This window comes from Thiocapsa rosea (assembly GCF_003634315.1).
Classification (GTDB): Bacteria; Pseudomonadota; Gammaproteobacteria; order Chromatiales; family Chromatiaceae; genus Thiocapsa; species Thiocapsa rosea.
Map to the genome: position 1 here is coordinate 2,031,917 of NZ_RBXL01000001.1, position 24,471 is coordinate 2,056,387.

Annotated in this window: 11 protein-coding genes and 1 pseudogene; 5 read left to right on the forward strand and 7 right to left on the reverse strand. The window is 61.6% G+C overall.

The genetic code is table 11. From position 1 onward, the window contains the following. Nucleotides 1-30: 30 nt before the first annotated feature. The 5 genes and pseudogenes from BDD21_RS29175 to BDD21_RS09145 form a co-directional block, all read right to left on the reverse strand. Nucleotides 31-900 (reverse strand): annotated as a pseudogene (locus BDD21_RS29175) (C1 family peptidase); the annotation flags it as partial. Nucleotides 901-962: 62 nt separating this feature from the next. Continuing rightward, the gene (locus tag BDD21_RS09130; protein WP_120796907.1) at nt 963-1,388 is read right to left on the reverse strand and encodes a hypothetical protein; all 426 of its coding nucleotides are present in this window, start codon (nt 1,386-1,388) and stop codon (nt 963-965) included. Nucleotides 1,389-2,078: 690 nt separating this feature from the next. Further along, nucleotides 2,079-4,304, reverse strand: coding sequence for a hypothetical protein (locus tag BDD21_RS09135; protein WP_120796908.1), 2,226 nt, complete (start codon nt 4,302-4,304; stop codon nt 2,079-2,081). A 972-nt stretch (nt 4,305-5,276) separates the two neighbouring features. After that, complete coding sequence (locus tag BDD21_RS09140) at nt 5,277-7,931, reverse strand: choice-of-anchor Q domain-containing protein (protein WP_120796909.1); 2,655 nt, start codon at nt 7,929-7,931, stop codon at nt 5,277-5,279. 677 nt (nt 7,932-8,608) lie between these two features. Then, nucleotides 8,609-11,425, reverse strand: a complete 2,817-nt coding sequence (locus BDD21_RS09145; RefSeq protein WP_120796910.1) for a S8 family serine peptidase — start codon at nt 11,423-11,425, stop codon at nt 8,609-8,611. 404 nt (nt 11,426-11,829) lie between these two features. On the opposite strand from BDD21_RS09145, the gene BDD21_RS09150 reads away from it, so the two are divergent. Further along, the gene (locus BDD21_RS09150; RefSeq protein WP_147431027.1) at nt 11,830-14,151 is read left to right on the forward strand and encodes a hypothetical protein; all 2,322 of its coding nucleotides are present in this window, start codon (nt 11,830-11,832) and stop codon (nt 14,149-14,151) included. Here BDD21_RS09150 and BDD21_RS09155 read toward each other — a convergent pair. Then, the gene (locus BDD21_RS09155) at nt 14,087-15,571 is read right to left on the reverse strand and encodes a hypothetical protein (RefSeq protein ID WP_120796912.1); all 1,485 of its coding nucleotides are present in this window, start codon (nt 15,569-15,571) and stop codon (nt 14,087-14,089) included. The genes BDD21_RS09150 and BDD21_RS09155 overlap by 65 nt on opposite strands. After that, complete coding sequence (locus BDD21_RS09160; RefSeq protein ID WP_147431028.1) at nt 15,568-16,749, reverse strand: hypothetical protein; 1,182 nt, start codon at nt 16,747-16,749, stop codon at nt 15,568-15,570. The genes BDD21_RS09155 and BDD21_RS09160 overlap by 4 nt, the downstream gene beginning before the upstream one ends. 561 nt (nt 16,750-17,310) lie before the next feature. Here BDD21_RS09160 and BDD21_RS09165 point away from each other — a divergent pair. The 4 genes from BDD21_RS09165 (at nt 17,311) to BDD21_RS09180 (ending at nt 24,468) form a co-directional block, all read left to right on the forward strand. Continuing rightward, on the forward strand, nt 17,311-19,665 hold the full coding sequence (locus tag BDD21_RS09165; RefSeq protein WP_170164720.1) for an O-linked N-acetylglucosamine transferase family protein: 2,355 nt from the start codon (nt 17,311-17,313) through the stop codon (nt 19,663-19,665). Nucleotides 19,666-20,118: 453 nt separating this feature from the next. Further along, complete coding sequence (locus tag BDD21_RS09170; protein WP_120796915.1) at nt 20,119-21,123, forward strand: hypothetical protein; 1,005 nt, start codon at nt 20,119-20,121, stop codon at nt 21,121-21,123. A gap of 138 nt (nt 21,124-21,261) precedes the next feature. Continuing rightward, nucleotides 21,262-23,076 carry a sialidase family protein gene (locus BDD21_RS09175; RefSeq protein WP_120796916.1) on the forward strand — a complete coding sequence of 605 codons (1,815 nt, stop codon included), beginning with the start codon at nt 21,262-21,264 and terminating at the stop codon, nt 23,074-23,076. A 306-nt stretch (nt 23,077-23,382) separates the two neighbouring features. Continuing rightward, a complete protein-coding gene (locus tag BDD21_RS09180) occupies nt 23,383-24,468 on the forward strand; it encodes a glycosyltransferase (protein ID WP_245969493.1) in 1,086 nt (361 codons plus the stop codon). Nucleotides 24,469-24,471: the final 3 nt, after the last annotated feature.

Below are 24,471 nucleotides of genomic sequence, written 5' to 3' on the forward strand. Positions count from 1 at the left end.
GATCCAAAAGGTGCCGTCGCCGTTGGGTCCGTTGGTGGCGCCCCAGCTGTTCTTACAAAGAAAAGCGCCTTTGGAGTCGTCCCAACCGATCAGTAGGACGGCGTGCCCCCCTTCGAATGACCCCCCTGTATTCCGATAAACGGATCCCGCGCTCGCATTCGACCAATATGAGGTGAAATCGCTATAAACCACATAGCGCCAGTAGCTCGGACCGTCATTGTAGAGCGACGCCTTGAAGGCCGTCGGCGTTTGCTGAACAGTATGGAAAGCTGTGACACGGTAATTCATCTGAGACGCGCTTGGCTCATGGCAAGCCGTCGTATCCGAGGCTGTATATGGAAACACGCTTTCCGGGAGCGGGCCTTTATTTTCCCAATAACGTAATGAGGTCGCGCTTCCGCCGCGGCATCCGGACATTGCCGTATTGCAGGAGACCTGTTGTTGCTCGGATAAGTCGCTGGTACCTCGGCCCATCTTGAGCAACCGCGACTCAATCGAGCCGGCTGCCGCGAAGGCCCAGCATGAACCACAATTGCCTTGGTGCTTGGGCGTTGTCACGATTCCGGAGCTCCGGGCATCGTATGCGCTCGGAAGGGTCTCCTCGAGTCGCTCCAGAACGTCCTGCGGCAGGACTTTGAGGAGCTCCCGATATTCTTCCGGCTCAAGCGGGATGTCGCCTAACGGATAAGGCGCTCCTTGGGCGAGCGGGCTTGTGATCAGCACCCCGGTCAGTGCGATGGTCAGTATGGCCCGGAAGAAAAATGACCAGGTCAGCTGCCGAGCGAAAGGCGATATCGAGCGTATTCGCGAATATCGCGAATGAGGGTTTGTCGAACTAAGAATGAACATCGTATTGGCCTCCTTGATATACCGCATCACTGAAAAAGCATCGCCACGCATGCGTTTCGGTCACATTTTGCTGTCGGCAGGGACCTCTATGACAGGAATGGATTCCTTCACGTTCAGCTCCGATCGGGTCTTGTCGCGCCGAGGGCCTCGATCATCCCTTCGCCCACATCGGCCACCAAATGCGTCGTCAGGCCATCCTGGCCTGACAGAATCAGGGCTGGAAGCCCTGACTTCGCAGGAACCGCAAGCAGTTGGACCAGACGATGATCAAGGCCGCGCCGAGCATCATCATCTTTCGGCAGATCCTGCTCGATCTGTTCCAGCGCGGCGGGCGGATCGGCGCGAAGATAGCTCCGATACTCCTCTGGACTGAGTGGAATATCCCCAAGCACGTAAGGGAAGTCCGCCGAGCTCGCGGTAGATGCGCCGGCCAAGAAGGCCGACGTCAGCAGGACGCCGAGAGATCGCCTGAACTTCTCCGGAGCGGACTCCAACTGCGCCGGTATTGATTGACCGGCACGTACGCTGATGATCGACATGATGTCTAGATGCCTCCATACGCATCAGTGGAGACGACGGCCCATCGTTATGCCGGCGCGGGAGGGCATCGATGCGTGTCGCGGTGCAGAAATGGGCTGGCCTCGTCCGCTTTCCACGACATGGGTCGCGAGTCTGGTCGCTGCGCTGACCGGCGCGGTGGGACGGCTATCCGATGGGCCGCTCGTGTGTGTGCGAGTGACCACGCAGACTGCCGCAATCGGCGGATTGCCGGGGCATTTGGTCTCGCGATGGAGCAACAGGGCGTGGAAGCAGACCGGGAGCTGCTCGTAAGATCCTTGAGGCAGAGTCCGCGCGGGACTGCGATCGCGTAGCCTGAGCATGTCACAACGCCACTGGAAATCCTTCTCATCGCGCTGTCGGATGGCCTTGGGAGATCCGGCATCAGCTTAAGCTTAGTCGAACGAGTCGTTTTCGCCAGATCGGCTCGCGCGTGTTCCGTCACCAACGCGCGAAGTGGCTCTATCTTCAGCGGCTTAGGTGATTTCCGGGAAAGGATCTACCGGCGTGTAGGGGCGAATGAATTCGCCCCTACAGTCCCTACAGGTCTTCCTGGCATGCGCAAACGGGATGCCAATTCCCGGAAATCGCATTAGCGGACTGACGGACGTCGGCACATCCTTGTGCCACGGAACCGCTGATTCAGTCAGCGTTTGCCCGGACCAGCGCAATCAGTCCAGCCGGATGCGCTCGGTTAGACCGGTGGCCATCTCGTGCCTGTAGACCCCGAACTCCTCCTCGAGGCCATCCGCCGCGAGGTTGCTCGCCTCGGAGACGAAGACAGCCCAATCCCCCTCGGCACTCAAGCGTGCGCTGCGACTCGCCGCATCTCCCGGTTCGCCGAAGCTGCTCACGCTGATCCTTGCGGTTTTTCCGCTCGCCATGTCGTGTACGAAGACGTCGGCCACACCGTTCGTGTCGTCCGCCACCAGGTTGCTTGCCTCGGAGATGAACACCACCCGCATGCCTGCTCCGTCGAGATGCGGACCTTTGCTTGATCCATCCGCGGGGTGTCCGCCCAGGCCGTGGCTAATCAAAGAGAGCGCATCGGTCAAGACGTCGTAGCCGTAGACGTCCATCAGGCCGTTGGTGTCCTCCGCCACCAAGGCTGCGGCAGTTGCAAAGACGATACGCCCGCCGTCGGCACTCACTGACAGGTTGCGGGCCTCCGCCTCGCCCATCAGCTTGCGCAGCCCCGTCGGCAACTCCGACCAGTCCGTGGCACGCGAGGCCGGCACGGCCTCGGCTGTCGCGTCTGTCATCTCGCGCATCGCCTGCTCCGCGGTCATCAGGCCATTGGTCCCGGTCGAGAGGAGCCATTTGCCGGTCAAGGGCGCCCAACCTTCGGAGCTGGGGCCGAAGCGGAAGACATGGTCCGCAGCCCCGCCGGACAGGCTGTTGCGCAGATAGAAGGTGCCGGTGGCGGGGTCGTAGAGCCCGACGGTGGTGCGACCGTCGCTGTCCCAGTCGCCGCTCAAGGGCACCCAGCTGCGCCCGGCAGGACCGAAGCGGAAGGTGGCGTCGGCCGCGCCGCCACCGAGGCTGTTGCGCAGATAAAAGGTGCCGGTAGCCGGGTCGTAGAGCCCGATGGTGGTTTGTCCGTTGTTGTTCCAGTCACCGGTGAGAGGTACAAAGTTGCGGCCCCCCGGACCAAAGCGGAAGATCGCGTCCGCCGGACCACCGGCGAGACTGTTGCGCAGATAGAAGCTGCCGCTGCCCGGGTCGTACAGACCGATGGTGCTGCGTCCGTTGGCGTTCCAATCACCGCTCAAGGCGGTCAAGTTCCGACCCGATGGACCGAAGATGAAAGTGTTGTCCGCGGTGCCCCTGCCGTGTCCGTAGCGGAGGAAGAAGGCACCACGCGCCTGGTTATAGAGCGCGACTGTGCTCTGCCCCGTGCCGTTCCAATTCCCTGTCAGCGCTTTCCAGCCCACGCCGGCTGGACCGAACGAGAAGCTGGCGTCTGCCGCGCCACCTTGATGGCGGTCACGCAGATAGAAACCACTGGCCGTGGGGTTGTAGAGACCGATGTGGGTCGCCCGCTCCAGTCCGGTGATGCGGATGTCGTCGATGTACCAGCCAGGACTGCCCGATAAATACCAGAACGAATCTACGGCGAGTAAGAGCCCGAGTCTTATCCGCTTACCACTATAGGCCGTGAGGTCGATCTGAATCGGCGACCATATCGCGCTAGATCCGGTGTAGTTTCCGCTTGCGTTTTGCCAGGCTGACCAGGTCGAGGTGCCGGTATCGAAGGCGGAGACTTGGATTCGACTGCTTCCGCCGCGACCCCAACTGAACCAATGCCAGGCACGAAGGGTCAACTCTTCGGTGCCGGCGATCCCGGGCAAGGCAATGGTCGGAGATACGAGGCGGCTACTGTTGTTCGGATAATCGCCGTGCAGGATGGTCGCAGCGCAGCGTGTCCCTTCGTAACAGTTCCCCGGTCCTGCGGTCGGACTTCCGATCTCCCAAACGCCGTTGTCGCTAGACCAGTCGCCCCATCCGCCCTCGAAATCGCCGGAGAACACGGGCACCGTCCGAATGACACGGATGTCGTCGACATACCAGCCAGGATTGCCGGATACGTACCAGAACGAATCTACGGCGAGTAACAGCCCGAGTCTTACGCGCTTGCCACTATAGGCGGTGAGGTCGATCTGAAGCGGCGACCAGACTCCGCTGAGTCCGGTATAGTTCTCGCTCGCGTTCTGCCAGGGCGACCAGGTCGATGTACCGGTATCGAAGGCGGAGACTTGAATCCGACTGCTGCCGCCGCGACCCCAACTAAACCAATGTCGAGCCCGTAACTGTATCTCTTCGCTCCCCGAGACCTGCGGTAGATTGATGGTGGTCGAGATCAGCCGGCTGCTCGTATTCGGATAGTCGCCGTTCAACACGGTTCCGACACATTTGGTGCCTTCATAACAGCCCCCGGGCCCAGCCGTGGGCGTACCCAACTCCCAGACACCGTTGTCGGCGGACCAACCACCCCATCCAAGCTCGAAGCCATCTTGGAATATAGTCGTGGCCGCGCCGACCGGGACCGCCGCTAACACAAGTCCAAGCATCAGCAGCAGATTGGACACAAGCCAAGCGCGCGCGCTGCGCCGTGCGGCGGTCTCGCGTGCGGCCGCGAGGGCGGGACACGTATTGGATACGGCGTAGCATTGCCCGGCAGGTGCCGATCGGAATAGCAGGCCAAGCGTTCTTCGGTGCAAGGGGGGGCGCGTCGACATCAAGCGATCCTCTCGTTCCCTAACCTGATTATTGTTGTGTCGGATGAGGATCGCGGGCCGATGTGCCGGTAGCGTTCTCGTCGTCACGCCGACACCTCGTCAGGGGACGGCCGACACGTCTTTGGCTTCGGCGTGTATGACGCCGAGCAGAATTAGCCTAAGACGCGTACAGTTATTCTTCAACCCAAAGTGGACGGCTTCGGCCTGATTCGTAACAGCAAAGCGACGAACGGTTGTACTGGCGCTCGCCTAACTTCGCGCCACTACGACGACCGATCGCTCGACATAGCTGTAGCCCGCGGCGAGTGCGCTGAACTCCGTCGAAGGATAGCTTCCTCAATGAATTACTCGGGAATCAATGCGTCGGCTCGGAACCGAGCCAAGTGTGCTGGAGTCAGGTTCGAGCGACCTGGTGGTTGACTGCGGGCCACCGGAGTGAGGTTCGTCTGAAGGTGATTTGCGTGAAAGCATCGACCAATGTAGGGGCGACTTAAGTCGCCCCTACAGCTCGTGCAAGCGTGTACAGCCCGATCGATGGTTTGGCCGCGCCCCGGTCGGCGCGTTCCGATCATGGCGGTAAACGGAGCGATCGACTCCGCACCGACCGGCGGCGGCCTTTGCTTGGGCGTGTCAGTCGAGCTCGATCCGTTGGGTCAAGCCGCTAGCCAGCTCGTGCGCGAACAGGGCCTCCCCTCCATCGAGGCTGTCCTCCGCCAGGTTGGTCGCCGCAGAGACGAAGGCGACATGGCGGCCGTCGGCACTCAATCGCGCAGCACGGCTGGCACCGTCGGCAGCCTCGCCGAAGCTGTTCCGGCTGATGCGATGGATGTGGTCGAACGCCGCCTCGTAAAGGAACACATCGGCCGCACCGTTGATGTCGTCTGCTACCAGGTTGCTCGCCTCGGAGACGAATACCATCCGCATACCGGCACCGTCGAGGTGCGCCCCGAAGCTTGCTCCGTTGCCGGCGCGCCCGTCCGTGCCGCGGCTGACCAAGGCGAGGGTGTCGGCGAGCGGGTCATATCCGTACACATCCGTCGTGCCGTTCGTATCCTCCGCCACCAGAGCCGTGTCGGTCACGAAGACGATCCAACCGCCGTCGGCGCCGGAGTAGGCGTCCCGAGCTTCCGCTTGTGCCTCGGTCAATCGCGTCTGCAAGGAGGTCGGCAGCTCGGAAGGATCGAGCGCGCGGGAGAATGGCAGGGCCGCATCCTCGTTCAAGGCGTCGGCTGCCTCGAGCAAAGCCGAATCGATATCGTTGCCCGCCGTGCCCGGGAGCTGCCATGTCCCGCTCAGCGGTGTCCAGCTCGATGGTGCCGGGCCAAATCGGAAGCTCAGGTCGGCGGTCCCGCCGCTTAATCTGTTGCGCAGGTAGTAGCTGCCTGAAACCGGGTCGTACAGCCCGATGGTGGTTTGTCCGTCGCCGTTCCAATCTCCGCTCAAGGGGACCCAGTTGCGCCCGGCCGGACCAAACCGGAAGCTCACGGACGCAACCCCGCCGCTGAGGCTGTTGCGAAGATGGAAGGTTCCGTCAAGCGGATCGTACAGGCCGATGGTGGTTCGTCCGTCGCCGTCCCAGTCCCCGCTCAAGGGAATCCAGTTGCGCCCCGCCGGACCGAACCTGAAGCCGTAATCGGCTGCCCCGCCGCCAAGCGTGTTTCGGAGAAAAAAGCTCCCGGTTGCCGGGTCGTAGAGACCGACGCCGGCTCGCCCGTTGCCGTTCCAGTCACCGCTCAAGGGTCGCCAGGCGCGCCCCGACGGACCGAACCCAAAGCTGAGATCGGCTACGCCGCCCCCGATAGTATTCCGGAGATAAAACACCCCCCGCGCCGGATCGTAGAGCCCGACGGTATCCTGTCCGTTGCCGTTCCAATCCCCCGTCAGCGGGCGCCAATCCGATCCTGACGGGCCGAATCTGAAGCTTGCGTCCGCCGCGCCGCCACTGTGGCTGTAGCGTAGGAAGAAGGCCCCCGCGCCGGGATTGTGCAGACCGACATGGTCTGCTCGGGGGGGCACGCCGAGCTCGACCGAGCCGATATCGACGTTACCCCCGGTCACTCGAGGCGCACCCCGCTGGTCTCTCCCGACTCCGGCTGGAATTAGGCTGTTGCTGCCGCCGTTGACGGCAGGGCCGCCGGAAACCGGGAGATGCGTTCTGGTCGGGCCGCCGTTGTTGCTCAGGGCGACTACTGCGGTCGCGATCGAGCCGGAGAGGATCAGATCGCCGGCGCTGGGCGTGACGTTCGTGAGCCCGGAGACGCCGTTCTGACCGAAAAGGTTGTACCCGCGGGAGGTGAAGGTACCACGCGTCGAGGGTCGGATGATCTCGATGCCCGTGTTGCCCATGGCCGTGGTGCGATTGCCGGCCACGATGGAGTTGGAGATGAACAAGACCCCGTCTACGTAAATTCCTCCTCCCTCGCGTGTTGCGAGGTTGCCGGTGATGGTCGAGTTGGCAACAGCCAGTCCGCCGGAGACGGACAAGGCGCCGCCTCGCTCCGCGGTATTTCCGGACAAGGTGTTGTTGTAGAAAGTGACGTTGTTCGCCGAGCCCATCGTCACGCCACCTCCGGGACCATTGGGGGCCGAGTTCCCGTTAAGTGTGCTGTTGATGACGGTCAGCATGGTTGCAGAGTTGCTGCTGTAGATGCCGCCACCGCCGAAGCTGCTTGTCGTTATATTGTCGACCAGGGTGCTTTCGTTGACGATCAAGCTGCCGCCGACCTCGTTGTTGATGCCCCTGCCCCGGTTCTCGGACACTAGGCTGCGATTGAGGGTGAGCCTGGCGTTGTAGCCGCGATTGGATAGGCCGGAACTGAAATTCCCCGAAATCTCGCAGTTGTTGACCGTCAAGATGCCGTCATTATTGACGCCAATGCGTGCGTTCGTGATTCGCAGTCCCGATATCGTGACGGTCCGATCCGACCTGATCACTAAGCCATCGGACTGACGATTGGGAAATATCGTGAGCGTGTCGGCACCCGGGCCGACGATGTTCAGATCGCGCGAAATCGATGGGAGCTGCGTCAGGAGCACGATGTCGCCCCTGAGGCCGGCCTGAAATCGGATCGTATCGGCCCCTGTCTGAACATTCGCGTTGGCATCGCGGATGGCTTGTCGGAGCGAGCCGAGACCGCTGTCGTTTAGGTTGGTGACCGTAAAGGTGGCCGCATGTGCCGTCGTCGGCAAGAGCGTAAGGCTGGCTGCCGAGATGGCGAGAACAGCGGCGATGTTGACGAGCCGAGATCCGAGCGTGTTGGGACGTCTGCTGCGAAGCGCGTTCATGTTGAGGGTGACTCCTGGTTCGAGGCTAAGACCGAAGCACGAGCGATTGCTGAAAAATGTCAACCATCAATTGATTTCAGAAGGCCGCCTAGATGGCGAAATTTCGGTTTGGCGTAACTTAGGCAGATGCCGGATAACTCTCTGTCTATTCATCAGAATACAGCCAGGGAGGGTATCCCGTGTACGAAGCGCGAATTCTACACCACTGTCTCGTTCCGTTGCTGTAGTCAATTTGCGTGTTCCATGACCACTCGCCACGGATTCCGCCCTGATTGGGTCGGCCAGGGCAGGCGGCGATGCAGGATCGCCGTTCAGCACGAATTGACCCTTCTCGGAGCAAGGGGGGCGACATGCAACGCTTGTTCGTGCTTGTGATTCGTGGGTGTCGGGGGCGGCACCGGTTCGAGATCGGGCGATCGCAGCCGGTCTCGGGCGGCGCTTAGCAGTGTCGTGAGAGGTCCGAAGCGCCCGCCGGTGCGGCGTGCCGGGCGGGCAGGATGCCCTGCGCCATGGTCTTGCGCCGCCGCGTGCGAGCCGCCCGGATCCATAGTCGATCCGGGCGATTCGTAACAAAAGCGTTCGAGCTTTGCGAGCCGGGCATGATGCCCGGCTCGTTGTGTCACGCACGTTCCTGAGGGTCGGCGGGATCTCGATGCCTCAGGCTCGACCGCGCGATTCTAAGGCGTCCATTTTCCCGAGATGGGTGTCCAACCCGCGCCTCCGGGGCCGAAGCCGAAGACCACATCGGCAGCACCTCCACTGTTTGCATTGCGGAGATAGAAGGCACTGGTCGAAGGATTAAAAAGCCCGACTGTCGTCTGGCCGTTGCCGTTCCAGTCACCGGTCAACGGCAACCAACCGCGTCCGGCAGGCCCGAAGCCGAAGCTGATATCCGCAGCTCCCCCGCTGTTGGCATTGCGGAGATAGAAGGTGCTCGTGCCCGGATTGTACAGACCGATCGTCGTCAGACCGTTGCCATTCCAATCACCGGTCAACGGCAGCCAGCCGCGCCCGCCAGGTCCGAAGCTGAAGCTGACGTCCGCAGCTCCACCGCTGTTGGCATTGCGGAGATAGAAAGTGCTCGCCGCCGGATTGTAAAGACCGACCGTGGTCCGGCCATTGCCGTTCCAATCACCGGTCAAGGGCGTCCACCCGCGCCCCGCAGGCCCGAAGCCGAAGCTCACCTCCGCAGCTCCCCCGCTGTTGGCGTTGCGGAGGTAAAACGAGCTTGTCACCGGGTTGTACAGGCCGACCGTCGTCTGGCCGTTCCCGTTCCAGTCCCCCGTCAGCGGCCTCCAGCCCCGCCCGGGAGGACCAAAGCCGAAGACGGTGTTGGCCGGTCCCGCACTATTGGCATTGCGCAGATAGAATGTACTTGTCGCGGGATTGAAGAGCCCGTTGCTCATTCCCGATCCGGCGATGGCGGTGAAGCTGAAGCTCACCGCGCAGTTTGCCGTCACGGCTCCTGTCGTATAGGTGCTACCGCTCCAGCCGCCTGCCGGGCAGGTGCCGCCGACTGCAGTGTTGCGCGTGAAGCCGGTATTGGCCGTGACTGTGAAACTGGCAGTCGCGCCCAGCAGCACGAGCCGTGAGGTTGGTGTGACGCTACCGCCGGGTCCGGCGGTTGCGGTGACGGTGCGAGTGACGATGATGATCGGCGTGAAACTAAAGCTGACGGCACAGTTGCTGGCGATCGCTCCGGTCGTATAGACGTTGCCGCTCCAGCCCCCTGGAGGGCAAGTTCCAACCACCGCGTTGTTTCGCGTGTACCCGGTATTGGCGGTAACTGTGAAGCTTGCCGTCGAGCCCTGGTTCACGATTCGCAAGGAAGGCGTTACGCTCCCGCCCGTCCCGGCCGTCGCGGTGACGGTGCGCAGCGTGGGCGGGGACGGCAAGGCGTCCACGGCTCGGGCCAGGTTGACGCGCGGTTTGGTGATGGCAACCTTGCCGTCGGTCACGGGATCGCCGTTGGTGGTCAGATACTGGCGGACCTGTGACGGGGTGAGAAAGGCGCCCGTTCTCGCCTTGGCGGCACTCTGCAGGACCGCTGCCGCTCCCGCGGCGTAAGGCGCAGCCGCCGAGGTACCGCCGAAGGTGGGTGTGTAGTCTCCGGAAGTGTATCCGCCCGCTCCCCTGATATCCGGGCTGTAGGCATCGTTCGATGGGGCGAACATGGTCAAGAAAGAGGCCGAGTTGGAGTATGCCGTCACCCGATTGGACAAGGCGTTCTCGAAGGCTGCCCAGCCCGTGGGACAGCCGGGATTCTGCTCTTTCGTGGCGCAAGAGGTCGACGCGACACACCAGCCTTTAGAGCCGACATTGGCGTCATAGACGGCACCGACCGAATTGACATGGGAGATACATGCCGGCCAACCGGTACCATTGCAGAATCCATCGTTTCCGGAGGAAACGAAGATCGTGATTCCTGCAGCGACGGCGTTTGCGGCAGCGGTCGTCATGGCCGGAACGGCGCTGTTGCAGGCGGTCTGACCGGAGAAAAAGCCTCCCCCGAAGCTGGTATTGATCACCAGGATCGGGTTTGCGGGATCGCTGTTCTTGTTGGTGATGGCCCACTCCCAACCGGCAATCATCGCCGACGTCGTTGCGGAGCCGGTGTTCCCGGAAGAGATCTTGATCGCGTAAAGCTTGGCCCCGGGTGCGACCCCCCCGATGTAATCGCCGACGGTACCCAGGTTGCCGGCTGCAATACCGGCGGCGGCGGTTCCATGTGCGTTGCCGAGCGTAGGGTGCGGCCGTGGATCGTTGTCGTTGTCTCCGGTGTCTCGCCCGCCGATGACCTTGGCGTTGAAGATCGGTTGGCCGCCCCCGCCCAGCATGGGATGGCTGGTGTCGATGCCGGTGTCGGTCACGGCGATGCTGATCCCGCTGCCGTTGTAGGTGCTGCGCGGCGTGACCGCATTCATCAGCGGCAAGCCCTGTCGGAGCTGCGGCTCCAACTGCCAGTCATGCTCGATCCGGACGACATCGGGGTGGCGTGCAATCGCGTCTAAAGCGTCCGGAGTAACCCGCGCAGCGAAGCCGAACTGGTACGAGAAGCGCTGGGTCACCTGAACGCCCGGACCCGCGATCTCGCCGAGCACCCGCTCGACCTCCTCGGTCACGGCATTCGAGAGATCAACCCGGATGGACTCGTTCTGAAGGTCGTAGAAGACGGCGTCGCTCTCCCCGTCTAGACCCTCGGGTACCTCGGCGGACAACAACGACTGAGCGGCCAAGACCTCGGCTGCCGCCGTCGGGCGAAGTGACACGATCACCTGGGTTTCGGGCAAGCCTGCCCGAAAGTCGGCCAACACGGCCGATGAGTCGAGCAGCTTGGCGTTACTCGCAAGGCGGTCGGTCAGGACCGATGGGGGCGTGTCGAGGTCCGACCTCGGGTCAGTGGGTTCCTGGCCGGCCTGGATGATTGCGGGTACAAGACAAAAGAGCGACAAAACGATAAAACGGCTGACGAAACCTGCCATTGGCGATGCCATGCTGCCTCCTTATCGGAACGGATGAATCCGCGCGTGCGCGAAGCCCTGTTGTGGATCAATGCTGAGCATAGGCGATTTCCGCACTTTTTGACATTGAGGCCGACGCTTCAATTGGGATATCCAGCCTCCGGATCGCCCGGGACAGCGGCAAGTGCGCCCGATCTTCTTGAACGCGGATGCTTTGGAGCGATAGGTCACGGCGGCGAGCGGGTTCGCCGATGTGACGGGAAAAGCGGCCTTGCGGTTGTGCGGTGACTCCGCCGGCTGAAGTAACATTCGTAAGACTGATGTTGGCGCTCGTCGAGCAGCGGAACCGAGACACTCCGATGAAGTCGCAATCGGGAGGAATGTGGTCGCTCCGGACGGCCTGGCGACGGACTTCAACAGTTTGATGGGATGTCACGATGAAAGCGAAAATAGCCCTTGGCCTGGCGTTTGTGATGATTTCCATGCTCGCCGGTGGGCAAACGTCCCCGGGCGGGAGTGCTTCAGGTCTGGCGGGCGCGGAAGGCAACTCCGCGGAGATCTCGCTCGAGACCCGTAACGAGGTCGCTTTTGCCCGCACGGCCGATATTCGCGAGCGATCCGAGTCACTTCACGATCGCGCAGTGCGGCATGATTCCTGGATGCGACAGAGTTTGATGCCCGCGGGCGGAGTGATGTCCGCCCAGTTCACGGATCAGACGTACAGTAGGGTTCAGAGCTATGGTGGCCGCCGCGACCCCGCAATTTGGACGGGCGCCTATCTGGCCGCTCAGGCGCTGCGGCTCATGGATACCGAATCCGAGGAAGCCGCGCGCCGGCTCGCGGAGTCAGTTCGTGTCCTCGATCGTTGGTGGCGGATCTCGGGTGATCCGGGTTATCTCGCGCGGTTTGCGGCGCCGACCGATAGTGCGGCCGCAATCTTGGCGACCTTGTCGGCCGATGATCCCGAGGTGATTCGCAACGTTTCCTTCGAGGGGCAGACATGGCATTGGCGCGGCCGCGTCAGTCGGGATCAATATCAGGGCGTGATGCTCGGAATGTCGCTCGCCTATGAGGCGACCCAGGATCCCGCGATCCGTCGGATCATCCGTGAAAACGTGACTGGTTTTGCCGAACAGCTGATGCGCAGTGAACGCAAGCGGGTCAAGGTGATTATTAACGACTCCAGTAATTTCTCGACAACGCTGACGCTGCAGCATGTTGTCTACACGGACGACGAAACTCCGGATGGGGTGCCGATTCTCCGGGTTTCGACGAGCCCCTTTGCGGCGGAGGGGTCGGGGATGCTCGTTTTTTGGCCCAATCCGAGCGAATTCGTGCGGCAGATCCCGGGTCTTGGATCATTGCCGGATGTCTTTCTACCCAGTCAAGCCATTCAACTCGCGGCGACTTTTCGTGTGGCGATGCAGGTCACGGAGGGGGTTCCCGGCTTTGAAGCACGCCATCAGGCGTTGCGTGCTCATTACGATGCGAACTTCGGTAAATGGTTCGATATCGCCAAAGGCTGGGAGAATACCAATGAATGTGGTGATAGCTACCATGGTCTGAACATTGCGTTTATGCCCTTGTTCAACTGGGTTAGCCTCGAAACGGATCCACTGCGAAAGGGGCGGCTCCAGCGCGAGGTTCTTCGGAATCGACTCTGGTCCGCTGTTGCGTCGCACAAAAATGTTTTCTTTGCGTATATCTATGCTTCGCTGGCGCCTCCGGGAGATTCTACCGAGGAGCTGATCGCCGCGAGCTTGGCGCAGCTCGCGCTGTTTCCCGATGCGCCGCAGCGTGCGCTTCCGCTCGACGTGCGCGGCAAGTATCCGGCTGATCCGAACTGTCCCGGGCTTTCGGCGGTCGCTACCGATGTGAATGATCGGGCCGGGGCGACCTTCATCTGGGAGCGGCACCCCTGGAAGCTTGTCGATGCGGGCGGCTTGAATATGGCCTATGCCGGGGTCGATTATCTGTTGGCCTTTTGGCTCGGCCGCTACGCCGGATTCATACCAGATGATTCGGTCGCTACTGTCGGCCTCTACAACCCCGTCGGCAGTACTTTTTTCCTGCGCGATACGAACAGCAGCGGGCCGGCCGATTTACGCTACGATTTCGGTCCCAGGGATTCCGGATGGCGCCCGTTGGCTGGCGATTGGAACGGCAATGGGCAGTCGACGGCAGGTCTATACAACCGATCTACAGGGACCTTCTATTTGCGGGACAGTCATTCAGGAGGCCAGGCTGACCGGCGCTTTCGCTTTGGTCCGAGTGCTGCCCAGAACTGGCTCCCGCTAAGCGGTGACTGGGACGGGGATGGTCAGTCAACGGTTGGACTCTATAGCCCGTCGACCGGAATCTTTTTCCTGCGCAACAGCCATGCCGGAGGAATGGCCGATCACAGTTTTCGCTTCGGCCCGAGTAAGTCGCGCTGGTTGCCGCTGAGCGGAGATTGGAGCGGTGACGGTCGGACCACGGTCGGGTTATTCGATCCGTCGACCGGGACCTTTTTTCTGCGCGACGATCATGCGGGTGGAATGGCCGATCACAGCTTCCGCTTCGGACCGCAGTCATCAGGTTTGCTGCCGCTCAGCGGTGATTGGAATGGAGACGGGCGTAGCACGGTTGGGCTCTATGATCCGATGACGGGTCGATTCTGGTTGCGTAACAGCCTTTCGGGCGGGACGGCAGACGTCAGTTTTCAGTTTGGCCCGGCGCCGTCGGCTTGGCTCCCGCTGGCCGGGCGGTGGATGCGTTAGCTGCGGAAGTCTGTCGGGTCGCCACCCAGACCGTCATCATCCAAAAGACCAGCGCAGGCATGAAATGCATGAAAACGCGGTTGATGCTTGTGCCTTGAACAGCCCAGAGATAGGCATCGGTCCAGAAAAAGAGAATGTATAGACCGATAAGACTCGCAAGTGCCCATACGATCCCTGCGCGTTCCCACGGCTGTGTATCTTGCCGTGTAGCGCGTGGCAGTGTCCAAAGCACCGCGAGGACTGTAAGGTATCCGAGAAGATGCCAGTTGTCGTACAGGAAGAAGTGTTTGAGCACTGGTGCCCAGACTCCGTGGTACGCCAGATCGAACCGACCTAGGTACGGCAGCTCGATCCGCTCGAGCCCTAACCAAATCTGTCCGAGCCCCGGCAGGTCGACGCTGACTCCGCCGGTGGTCCAAAGCAGCAGGCCGAATCCCAGCAATAATCCAGGCAGGACGAGCAGCCAACCCCCGCGGAGTCGTGCGGCGGTCCATGCGGGGATGAACAGCAGCGCCCACATGACGCCCTCCTGTTTGATCAGCGCACTGCAGAGGATGAGTGCGAGTGCAAGGCCCAGCTGACGTCGATCCTCGGACCGCGTCCATTGCAAGAACGCCATGAAGGCGAACCCGAGCGCTGTTGCCATCCACAGATCGGCATACCCCGCCAAGGCGATGTGCGTGTTCAGCAAGGGCATGGACATGAGAAGCCACATAAAGACCAGGGCGGTCAGTGCCGATACGCCCCAAAGGCGTGCCTGCCCATAGAAGCCGAGCGCGAGCGCAAGCGCGCAGCCCAGCCAGGGAAGATTGGCGGCGGTTTCGTTCCAGCTACCCAGGGCCAATGCCGGCCAGGCGGCGATGAGCGAGACCGTGGCCGGGTAGTTCCAAGCGTCGACGGTGTAGGCGTTGCCCGAGGTGTCGCTCAGCCAGTCCTGCGGCGAGACGAACGGGACCAGCGCGCGGAGCTCCGACCAGACCCGTGCGCGTGCGGCCCAGGTTGTCCAGGCATCCCAGGGAAAAAGTGGTTGCCACCAGACCTCGAGCGCTAGCCCGATGAAACGCACGGCGAGCCAAAGGGCGAGCATACCGAAGGCGAGGCGGGTCCAGAACGATGCGGGGATGGCGTCTCGGTGCGATGGTGCGACGGGGCTTTGGTGACGGATCACGCGTATTGCGATCATGACCAACAGCGTCAGAACGAGGGCGGAAGGTGCAAAGGCAAGCGAACCGAGCAGGAATGCCTGAAGTTGCAGGAGCAGGGTGACCCCGATTAGCCCCAAAACATAACCGTAACCCAAAATGAGCGGCCAACGTCCGGGGGTCGGCTCGGGCCAGAATACGCGCAGCCACAGGATGGCAGCCAGCGAAGGGAGGAGGAGCGCGGCCCAGACCGACAACCAGCTTAATCCCTGAGTCATGATGCGGTCTCTCCTTGCACGCGGAACAGACCTCCGACGCCCGGAGCGACGGCGATCAACTCCGCAGGGAGGGTATGGCTTGGGTCACTGAGCATTGCGCGCTCCCGGTCGTAGCGCATCTCTTGCGTCGGCCCCAGAAGCAGGATGAAGTCGCCTGGTCGCGCCTGGGCGGACGATGGCAGTTCTGTCATGCCTCTGTAGACTCGGTGCGGGATCAAGTGATATCCGAGTCGAGCGGCGCGATAGCCTTGAGGGTCTGCGCTGATCAAGAAGATCCGCGCAGGCTCAGGGGGAAGTTGCGCGCGAAAGCCGTCTGCCGCGTCTCTGAGATCCTTGTCGGGAGCGACTCCGAGACGCTCGCTGGGCTCCAGAATCGCGAAACGTGCATAGGTCGCACCGAGTCGCGCGCCGAGCTCGAGTTGCCAACGTACGTCCAGAGCAAGCCAGCCGAGCAACACAAACGCAGCCAAGGCGCTCGCCGACGCAGGCATGGCAAAGCGGCGTGAGATGAGCAGGTAGAGTAGGCCGCTCAGCGTGACCCAGATTGCGGCGGTGGCTGCAGGGGACGGGGCGGCAAATTCCCTGCTGCTGCGATACAGATTGATCGAGCTGTCTTGCCAAGGCCCGAGCTGCCGCCACTGGGCAAACCTTGACTCCAGCGTCTCGCGCCAGGTCGGCGGCTCCGGTCGCAGCGTTAGGCGCTTTACCGCTAGCGTCTCGTGCGACGGACCGTCGATTGAAAGGCCGAGGGCCTGGATTCCTCCAACCCATGCCTGATCCTCGCGTAGATCAACCAGACCGGCCTTGCGCTCGGCGGCACTCAACGGTCGCGTCTGATCTTTTCCCGGCAGTGCGGTCGAACTCCAGATCAAGGTAACGGATTGCTCGGGATCGAGGAGGCCACTGATGTCCAATCCGATGCGCCCGTAACGCTCCGCCGGCACGCCGCGTAGCGACGCCAATACGATGTGCTCCTGCCCCGGATCGCGAGGCTCCAGGCCGTCTTCGGACGTCTTCGCGTACCGATTCATTAGCCTGAACTCGTTGCCCGCCAAGTCGATTGGCGGCCATCTTGGAGACCCCGTGATCTGTTCGTAGAGCACAAGGCCGCCGAGCAGAACGAGCAGCCCGCCGAGTCCGGCGAGCACTGCTTGGACAGAGTGTTTTCCCGTGATCACGCCCGTCCTCGATCCCAGCCGATGTTTCCGATTTCCCCGTCGACCCCGTCATTTGCACCACGCAAGGTCGCGGTCGCTAGCTCGGCGCAAGCCAACCGAGCCATTGAATGCACAGCCTTAATTGCCGAGCACGACGTCCGGTTTCGGCCGCATACGAGGCCCTTTCTGCTTCGCTTGACCATCTCAGTCAGGTCGATCCCCGTTCCTAAACGTGCCTATAGTGTACAATCCACTATGGTTTTCGAGGTCCGGCGAGGGTTTGGTGATGGGCGATAGGGTAACCCAGGTGCGGGGCAAAGGTGAGCCGGATAGGGTTTGCTTGGACAAATCGGCCTCCCATGCCGATGCAATGCCTTCTCCGACAGCCTTGCGTATCTGCGGGTGCTCAAGGCTCGACGCCAGGTTTCCGCTGGACGAACCGCGTCTCGCTGAAGACCTAGAGGCGTGCGTGCGAGGCGTACGATCTCGTTGTTGCGCCTCGCCCGCTGGCTTGCTAAGGGTTCCTTGCGGTCTGCTCGGCCAGCAGCGCAGCGCGAGTCGCCCGATCGCGGAGGGGGTATCGTGAGTCGTCATGGCGCGCGCAGATCAAAGCCCGCGACGCCGACCGTCGCTCCCTCCGCCGCGCTGCGCGGAGGCATTGCCGCTTTCCAGGCCGGGCGAAGGCATGAGGCGGAACGGCTGATGCGCAAGGTCCTCGAGAGTGATCCTGATGCACCGGATGCCTTGCTGATCCTCGGTCTTTTAGCTGCTGGCGAGCAACGATTCGACGAGGCAGAGGTGTTGCTCCGGCGATGTGTTGCCGCTGCGCCCGGTTACATGCATGCCTACAACAACCTGGGTAATGTCTTGATGGCACGCCGCCGGTACGCCGATGCCCAAGTCTGCTATGCCGACGCTGCGCGACTCGCGCCGAATAACCCAATGCCGCACTTCAATTTGGGTAATTGCTTGCGTGAACAAGGCCGTTTCTCAGGCGCGGAGGATGCGTACCGGAAGGCGCTAGCCCTTGCTCCGGACTATGTCGATGCGCGTGTCAATTTGGGCAATGTCCTGCGTGAGCAGGGGTTTTATGCCGAGGCGGAGTCACTCTACTCGGATCTTCTTGCGCATCACCCGGAGCTGCACGAGGTTCGCCTGAATCTCGGCAACCTTTATCGCCTGACTGGACAGCTCGACCGGGCCCGCGAGCAGTACGAAGCCTTGCTGAGTGTCCAGCCCGGGCATTCGCGGGCAGAGTTGTCGCGTGCGCTTGTTCTTCTGGCGGAGCGGGATCTCGAGGGTGCCGAGCATCTGATCATGCAGGTTCAGCGCGCCGGCGATACCACGTCCCACGAGGTGCTGGCTGCCTTGTGTGCGCTGCGGATGCGTCAAGGCGATAATGCCGCCGCGCTGGAGGCGGCGATGGCGTCGATTGCCGCCGGGGGCGAGACGCCCGTCCATTACTTGCTCGTTGCCGAGATGCTCCATGAGATCGGGCGACGCCGCGAGGCGATGGATGTGCTGGAGCGCAGCCGGGCGCGCTTTGGCGAGCGTCCCCGCCAATGGTCTGGAGCCATGCTGAAGAATCAGCGCCAACTCTGCGATTGGCGCGGTTGGGAGGATCGGGTGCCGGCTTTGGTGCAGCGTTTACGAGGCTCCGACCCCGATGCGGTTGGTTCTTTCGAGTCGTTGTCGTTGCCGGGTCTCGCCCCAGCCGATCTGCTCGCCGTGGCCCGAGCCTATGGCGAGCGGTTCCGGTCATGGATGGAACGTGGACCGTTGTCTTCAGCAACGGCCGGTCGTGATCTCGGGGGCCGGCGTTTGCGCATTGGCTATCTCTCGGGCGACTTTCACGAGCATGCGACCGCATACCTGACGGCATCGGTGTTCGAGATGCACGATCGAGATCGTTTCGAAGTCTTCGCCTACTCCATCGGTCCGGCCGACCGAAGCGCAATGCGTCTTCGCCTCATGGCCGCCTTCGAGCATTTCGAGGACATCCGCAATCTCGGTCATCTCGACGCTGCACGCCGGATTGCCGCGGACGGTATCGACATCCTTGTCGACTTGAAGGGGTACACGCGAGACGCTCGGCCGGAGATACTGGCGTTGCGCCCGGCGCCGATTCAAGTCAACTGGCTCGGGTTTCCGGGCAGTATGGGTGTGCCCTTTGTCGATTACTTGATCGTCGACCCGGTGGTGGTTCCGCCCGAGGAGGCGTTATGCTACGAGGAGGCGTTGGCGTATCTGCCGGACTCGTACCAGCCGACCGATCCGCGTCGCAAGGTCGCGCCTGCGGTGAGCCGATCTGAGGCATGCCTGCCGGACGATTGTTTCGTTTTCTGTTGCTTCAACAATCCGTTCAAGCTTAACCCCGAGGTGTTCGGCGTTTGGTGCGGGCTTCTCCGTGATGTGCCGAACTCGGTCCTGTGGCTCTACGCCGACGACGATGACGTGCGCGCAAATCTGTCGCGGGAGGTCGCGGCACGAGGCTTGTCCGTCGAGCGTCTGATCTTTGCAGGGAAAATGCCGCAAGCGGAGCACATGGCCCGAGTTGCCCTTGCGGACCTCTTTTTGGACACCTGGCCCTACAACGCACACACTACGGCATCGGATGCTCTTTGGGCCGGGGTACCCGTTCTAACCTGCATGGGCGGTACCTTTCCCTCTCGTGTGGCGGCAAGCGTTCTCTCGGCTGCAGGCGTCAAGGAGTTGATTACTGCCGACCCGGGCGAATACCGGGCGCTCGCCCTTCGTCTGGCCCGGTCCCCGGAGATCCTCGCTGGGTTCCGGATGCGCCTAAGTGCTGCCCGAGCCGTCGCGGCTTTGTTCGATCCCGCGCGTTTTACCAACTCGCTGGAGGACCTTTACGGGCGCATGTGGGCGCGGCATGCGGAAGGCCTTCGCCCGGAGCTTCTGGCCTTCGAGACGGGCTGACCGGAGTGCGGTGGGCATATGGGTGGGTTTGCTGCGGTGGATCGCGGATACAGGTCTGAGACAAGATGAGATATCCTTCGGGGATTGCGGCAGAGGGGTGTCAGCATCTCAGGTGGGTCAGGCGGAATTTGCGTTTTGGCCACCTGTTGCCGAATAGCAACAAGTGGGGTGCGCACTCGGTCGTGTCCTGTAGGCGCAAGGGTCTGAGAGGGTTTCTCGGTGCCGATTGTCGGTGGTCCGAATCGCAATCAAGTGCGGTCTGTAGGTTGACAACAACAATTCGCAGTGTAGACTCCGTGTTGAGCCGCTAGCATGCGGGTGATTGATGGCATCGTTAAGTTAAAGCAGCTAACGTGCCACGACCTCGATTTTCCGCGGGTGGTCAATTTCTTAAAGTTCGGGCAACTCACAGCAAAGCCGTTCCAACGTGTGAACAACAGGAGAACTCCATCAATGTTTGCAAAGAAACAACTCTCGTCTGCGATCGCGATCGCTCTCGGTGCCTCGGTCGCGAGCATGGCCTCGATCCAGACCGCCAGTGCCGACAGCGTCTTCTTCCCCCATGTGGTGGTAAGTCCCACGGTCACGACGATCGTCAGTGTCATCAACACCTCTGACGTGAACTACAACCAGTTCGGCGGTGTCGTGACTGGGACGCCTGCTAGCCTGCACTATCGGCTCTTCTACAAAAACCCGTCTTCGCTGGCTGGTGCATGCGACGAGGTCAACGTCTACCGCTCGACCTCCGTCAACGACATCCAGACCATCGACTTGGGCGGAGTCTTCGGCGGCGATACCCTCGGCGTCCTCTTCAACGATCCCAGCTTTTACAATAACTGGATGGCGCCGAATCAGAGCTTCGCGCTCGGCGAGAACCGTAGCCCGATGCGTGGATACCTGCTTGTTGACAACGCGAATTCAGTCGGCGCGGCAAGCGTTACCGGCGAGGCATTCGTGTTCGAGTTCGCCAACGGCGCGGCTTGGGGGTACGAGGCCTATTCGCAGACAGGAGAGTCGGTTGGAGCACCTGAGTTCGACTACCTCTACTCGGCCTCCCGCAGTCCGGCTCAGGTCGCGATCATGCCCTTTGATCAGCTCGCGACTGCCTTCATGGTCACCCCGGTGGGCCCCGATATGACTCTGGGCAACTACTTCGCCACCGTACAGCTCGGCGACTCCTTCGGGGGCACCAGCTATGTGCTGTTTGATCGCGACGAGTCGATCGTCTCCGGTACCGTGCCACGTACCGTCACCTGTGTCGGCCGCGTCGACGCGGATACCCTCTTGACCGACGGCGCGCTCGAAGAAGTTCCGGATGGCGGCTGGGGCTACCTCCGCAACTATCGCCCCGGCACCGAGCCGGCCGCAGTGGTTATCAAGCTGGAATACGGCGTCGATGTCTTCGACGACGATCCTATGATCGGTGTCTTCAACAATGCCATCATGATCCGTCCCTAATCGATTTGATTCATGATGCTCTGCACCCCTCTCGGGGTGCAGATGAAGCCGCCCTTGGGCGGCTTTTCTTTTTCGTTGAGATTCAGTCAGCACTGAATTTTCGAAGTTGCTTTTTCAACGCATTGCGAGGGCTTCCTGATGACGATTGATGTCCGAGCAGGCCGGCGGACGCGGTCGAGTCGCGCCGGGCTTGCCGCAGCCCTGGCCGCAATGACCCTTACGGTCGGTGCGGCGACGGTGCCCGAACCTTTGACCAAGGTCCCGATGAAGGCGTCGGGCGATTGGGATTATCGGCTGGACGCCGAAGGCCGGCTTTGGCTCGCTTACTACGATGAATCGCGGATACTCAGGGTGCGCCAGCCGAACGGTGAAGAGCAGCCGGTTGTTCCGGAGGGGCGCGAGCAGGCGCCGTCCGGGTTAGCGATGGCGGTTATGGAGGATGGGGCCGCCTTGCTGTGGCGCGATAAGGTGCCGCAAAAGGGCCTTTACTTCGCCAATACCGCACGGCTCGATCAGGTGCCGCTTGAGCTGGCCGGAGAGAGTCAGCCCCTAGTGCGGTTTCACGCTGCAATGGCCGGGGACCGGCTAAACGTGCTTTGGTACGGCGAGCAGCCCATCGAAGGTAGCTCCGACCGTTATCACCTTTTTTATCGCCAGGTCGATCCGAGCAATGGGACTTCTTCGCCGGTCGAGCGCGTACTGCCCGGTGTATACCCGGTGTGGGCGACAGATGAGCGCGGCGGCGTGATGGTCTTTAGCTGGTTGGCGGCCGACACCCCTCAGCGGATCGTGTCGCGTTTTCGGGCAGATGGTGCCGATGTCTTCGGGGATACCGTAACGATTGCAGAGGTTCCGGGCATCACGCCAATCTTTCAGGCGTTTCGCAGTGGCAATCGATGGATTGTCGTCTGGCTCTCCCAGTACGGCGAGGATCGCACCGATTTCTTACTCGAAGGGGCCCGATCCGATGATGAAGGCAAGACATGGACTGCATTTGCATTCGAAGACTTGCGTGGTTTTGACCTGGGAAGCCTTGAGGCCGTTGCCGATGCTTCAGGGCATATCCTCATTTCGGTGACGGCGCGCACCCGCGCGGATGAAGACGATAAGAAGCATAATGTGTATATCCTCCGATCTGCGGATCGGGGCACCACATGGAGCGCAGTCCAACCCCTCCGTCCACCGGGTGCGCTGGACGAGTATCGGGCGCGGAATCCTTCGGTCGCCTTCGGTGACAAACCGGGTCAAGTCTTTGTGGTTTGGGAGGATTGGCGGGAGATTCGCTCTCGGCTTTATGCCAGTTTGTCTACGGATTACGGCGAGACTTGGAAAGTCGACAATGTGCGTTTGCCATTCAGTCCTGGGACAAATTTGCGGCTGACGTCGAAGCGCAACACAGCCTATCATCAGGGTGATCGTTTCAATGTGATCGCGGAGCAGGCATTGGACGATGCGTTAGCTTCCAAGCACCTGGTGCAGCTAGGTTTCACCGCGGATGAGTTCGCTTCGTTGGCAACAGCAGATAAGAAAGGGGAGCCTGCCGAGCCGGATAGTGCCGGAGCTGCCCCTGAGGCCGATGTCCGCTCAGAGGCGGGATTGCGTGCACGTATTAACGGATTCTGGCAGGCTTTGGTGGACAAAAACTTCGAAGTCACCTACTCCATGCAGGATCCGTTCTTCCGTGCCCGCAACAGTTGGCTGAGCTACGAACGCAATATGGGAAAGATCCTCTACTCAAGCTTCAACGTCGCCGAGGTGAAGATCGATGGCCCAAAAGCCGAGGTCAAGACCACTATTCGTGCATCTATTCCGCCATTCCGTGCTCAAACCGGCGAGATGATCTCGCGGCCTGAGGAGGAAATCACCGTCGACGAGGTGTGGCTTTGGGTGGACGATGGCTGGTACCGTGAGTTTCGGAGCGAGGCCCAAGAGTTGAAGTTCACGGAGTATTGAGGGTCAATCAACTCCGATCCGACGACTGTCGGCGCCCACTCTGGGCGTCCGCAGTCGCGGCATCGTTCTTAGGGCTTCGGCTAAGGCTTCAACAGATCGAAGGGCTCGCTGCTGGGGCGATGGCTCTCAGGGTGATCTCCCGCCTGCTCGTGCTTTTGTTTGTCTCTTCACAGCAACTCGCCCTCAAGTCTTCGAGTTCTTCAACGAGACCAAGACATGCGTCTTTTGATCCTGCACCAAGCGACCGTCTTCGGCGGTGCCGAGCGCACGACGCTTAACCTTCTGAGCCATCTGAATCGCAGCATCGTGACCCATATCACGCTGGCGGCGCCGGCGGCCCTGCGCGCCTTCATGCCGGAAGTCTACGACGACTTTGTCGATACCGCACCTTTGATTCGGCACGGTTGGTTCGGGTCCCGGGAGAGCTTTAAGCCGGATATTGAGGCCGGCACGATGTTAATTGACGAGGTGCGCCCCGACATAGCGCTCGGCATGATGCACTACTCCGGTGCCGTCATCGCCTTGGGCGCAAGGCGCGCGCATCATCGGCCTCGGACGGCCGCGAGTTTCCGCGGTCCGATATCCGAGTACATCCGCCGCTACGAGCGCGGCTTTGGTCGGCTCCTGTTCTTACGCCTCGTGATCGGCCTAGCCGCGCGCGCGGCCGACCGCATTCTGGTTCCATCGCAGGGTACGGCCGATGATACCTGTCGGCACTTTTTAGGTCCGCGAGCTCGAACTCTTGTGATCCCCAACGGAATCGATGGTGTTGAGGTACAGGTTGCCTCGCGTGAGCCAGTGGTGGGATTGGAGCATCTTCCGCCGGACCTGCCGATGCTCTGCGTCGCGGCAAGGCTCTCTAGGGAGAAAGACGTCGATCTCCTGATCGAGGCATTTCGCCGTTTGCAGCCCACCCACCCCTGTACACTTGCGGTCGTCGGAGACGGCCCTGAGCGCTCGATTCTCGAGCAGCGGATTCGGGACTGGGATCTCGGCGATCGAGTGGCGTTTGTCGGCCATCGCGAGAACGTTTTCCCCTATATGCGGAAGGCGGATATCTATGTCCACACCTGTCAGTTCGAGGGATTTGGATACACGATGCTCGAGGCGATGGCCTGCGGTACTCCAGTGCTGGCGACGGACTGCCCGTCCGGGCCGCGCGAGGTGCTCGGTGCCGGCCGTTTCGGCGTCTTGGTTGCACCGAGCGATGCCGGTGCTTTATCAAGCGGGATAGCGGGTCTACTTGCCGACCCGGGGCGTCGCGAACGCCTGAGTACGCTGGGGATGGAGCGAGCCGAAGATCTTTCCCTTGCGCGAATGGCGGAAGGCTATCAAAACGCCTTCCTGGACATGCTGCGCCGTCGGCATCCTCGATCTGCAGGCAAAGCCTGAGCG

What these genes read in the sequence shown, in the direction of transcription:
- BDD21_RS09140 (WP_120796909.1), bottom strand. Translation starts at nt 7,931, where the DNA reads ATGAACGCGCTTCGCAGCAGACGTCCCAACACGCTCGGATCTCGGCTC.
- BDD21_RS09150 (WP_147431027.1), top strand. Translation starts at nt 11,830, where the DNA reads ATGAAAGCGAAAATAGCCCTTGGCCTGGCGTTTGTGATGATTTCCATG.
- BDD21_RS09175 (WP_120796916.1), top strand. Translation starts at nt 21,262, where the DNA reads ATGACGATTGATGTCCGAGCAGGCCGGCGGACGCGGTCGAGTCGCGCC.
- BDD21_RS09170 (WP_120796915.1), top strand. Translation starts at nt 20,119, where the DNA reads ATGTTTGCAAAGAAACAACTCTCGTCTGCGATCGCGATCGCTCTCGGT.
- BDD21_RS09130 (WP_120796907.1), bottom strand. Translation starts at nt 1,388, where the DNA reads ATGTCGATCATCAGCGTACGTGCCGGTCAATCAATACCGGCGCAGTTG.
- BDD21_RS09155 (WP_120796912.1), bottom strand. Translation starts at nt 15,571, where the DNA reads ATGACTCAGGGATTAAGCTGGTTGTCGGTCTGGGCCGCGCTCCTCCTC.
- BDD21_RS09145 (WP_120796910.1), bottom strand. Translation starts at nt 11,425, where the DNA reads ATGGCATCGCCAATGGCAGGTTTCGTCAGCCGTTTTATCGTTTTGTCG.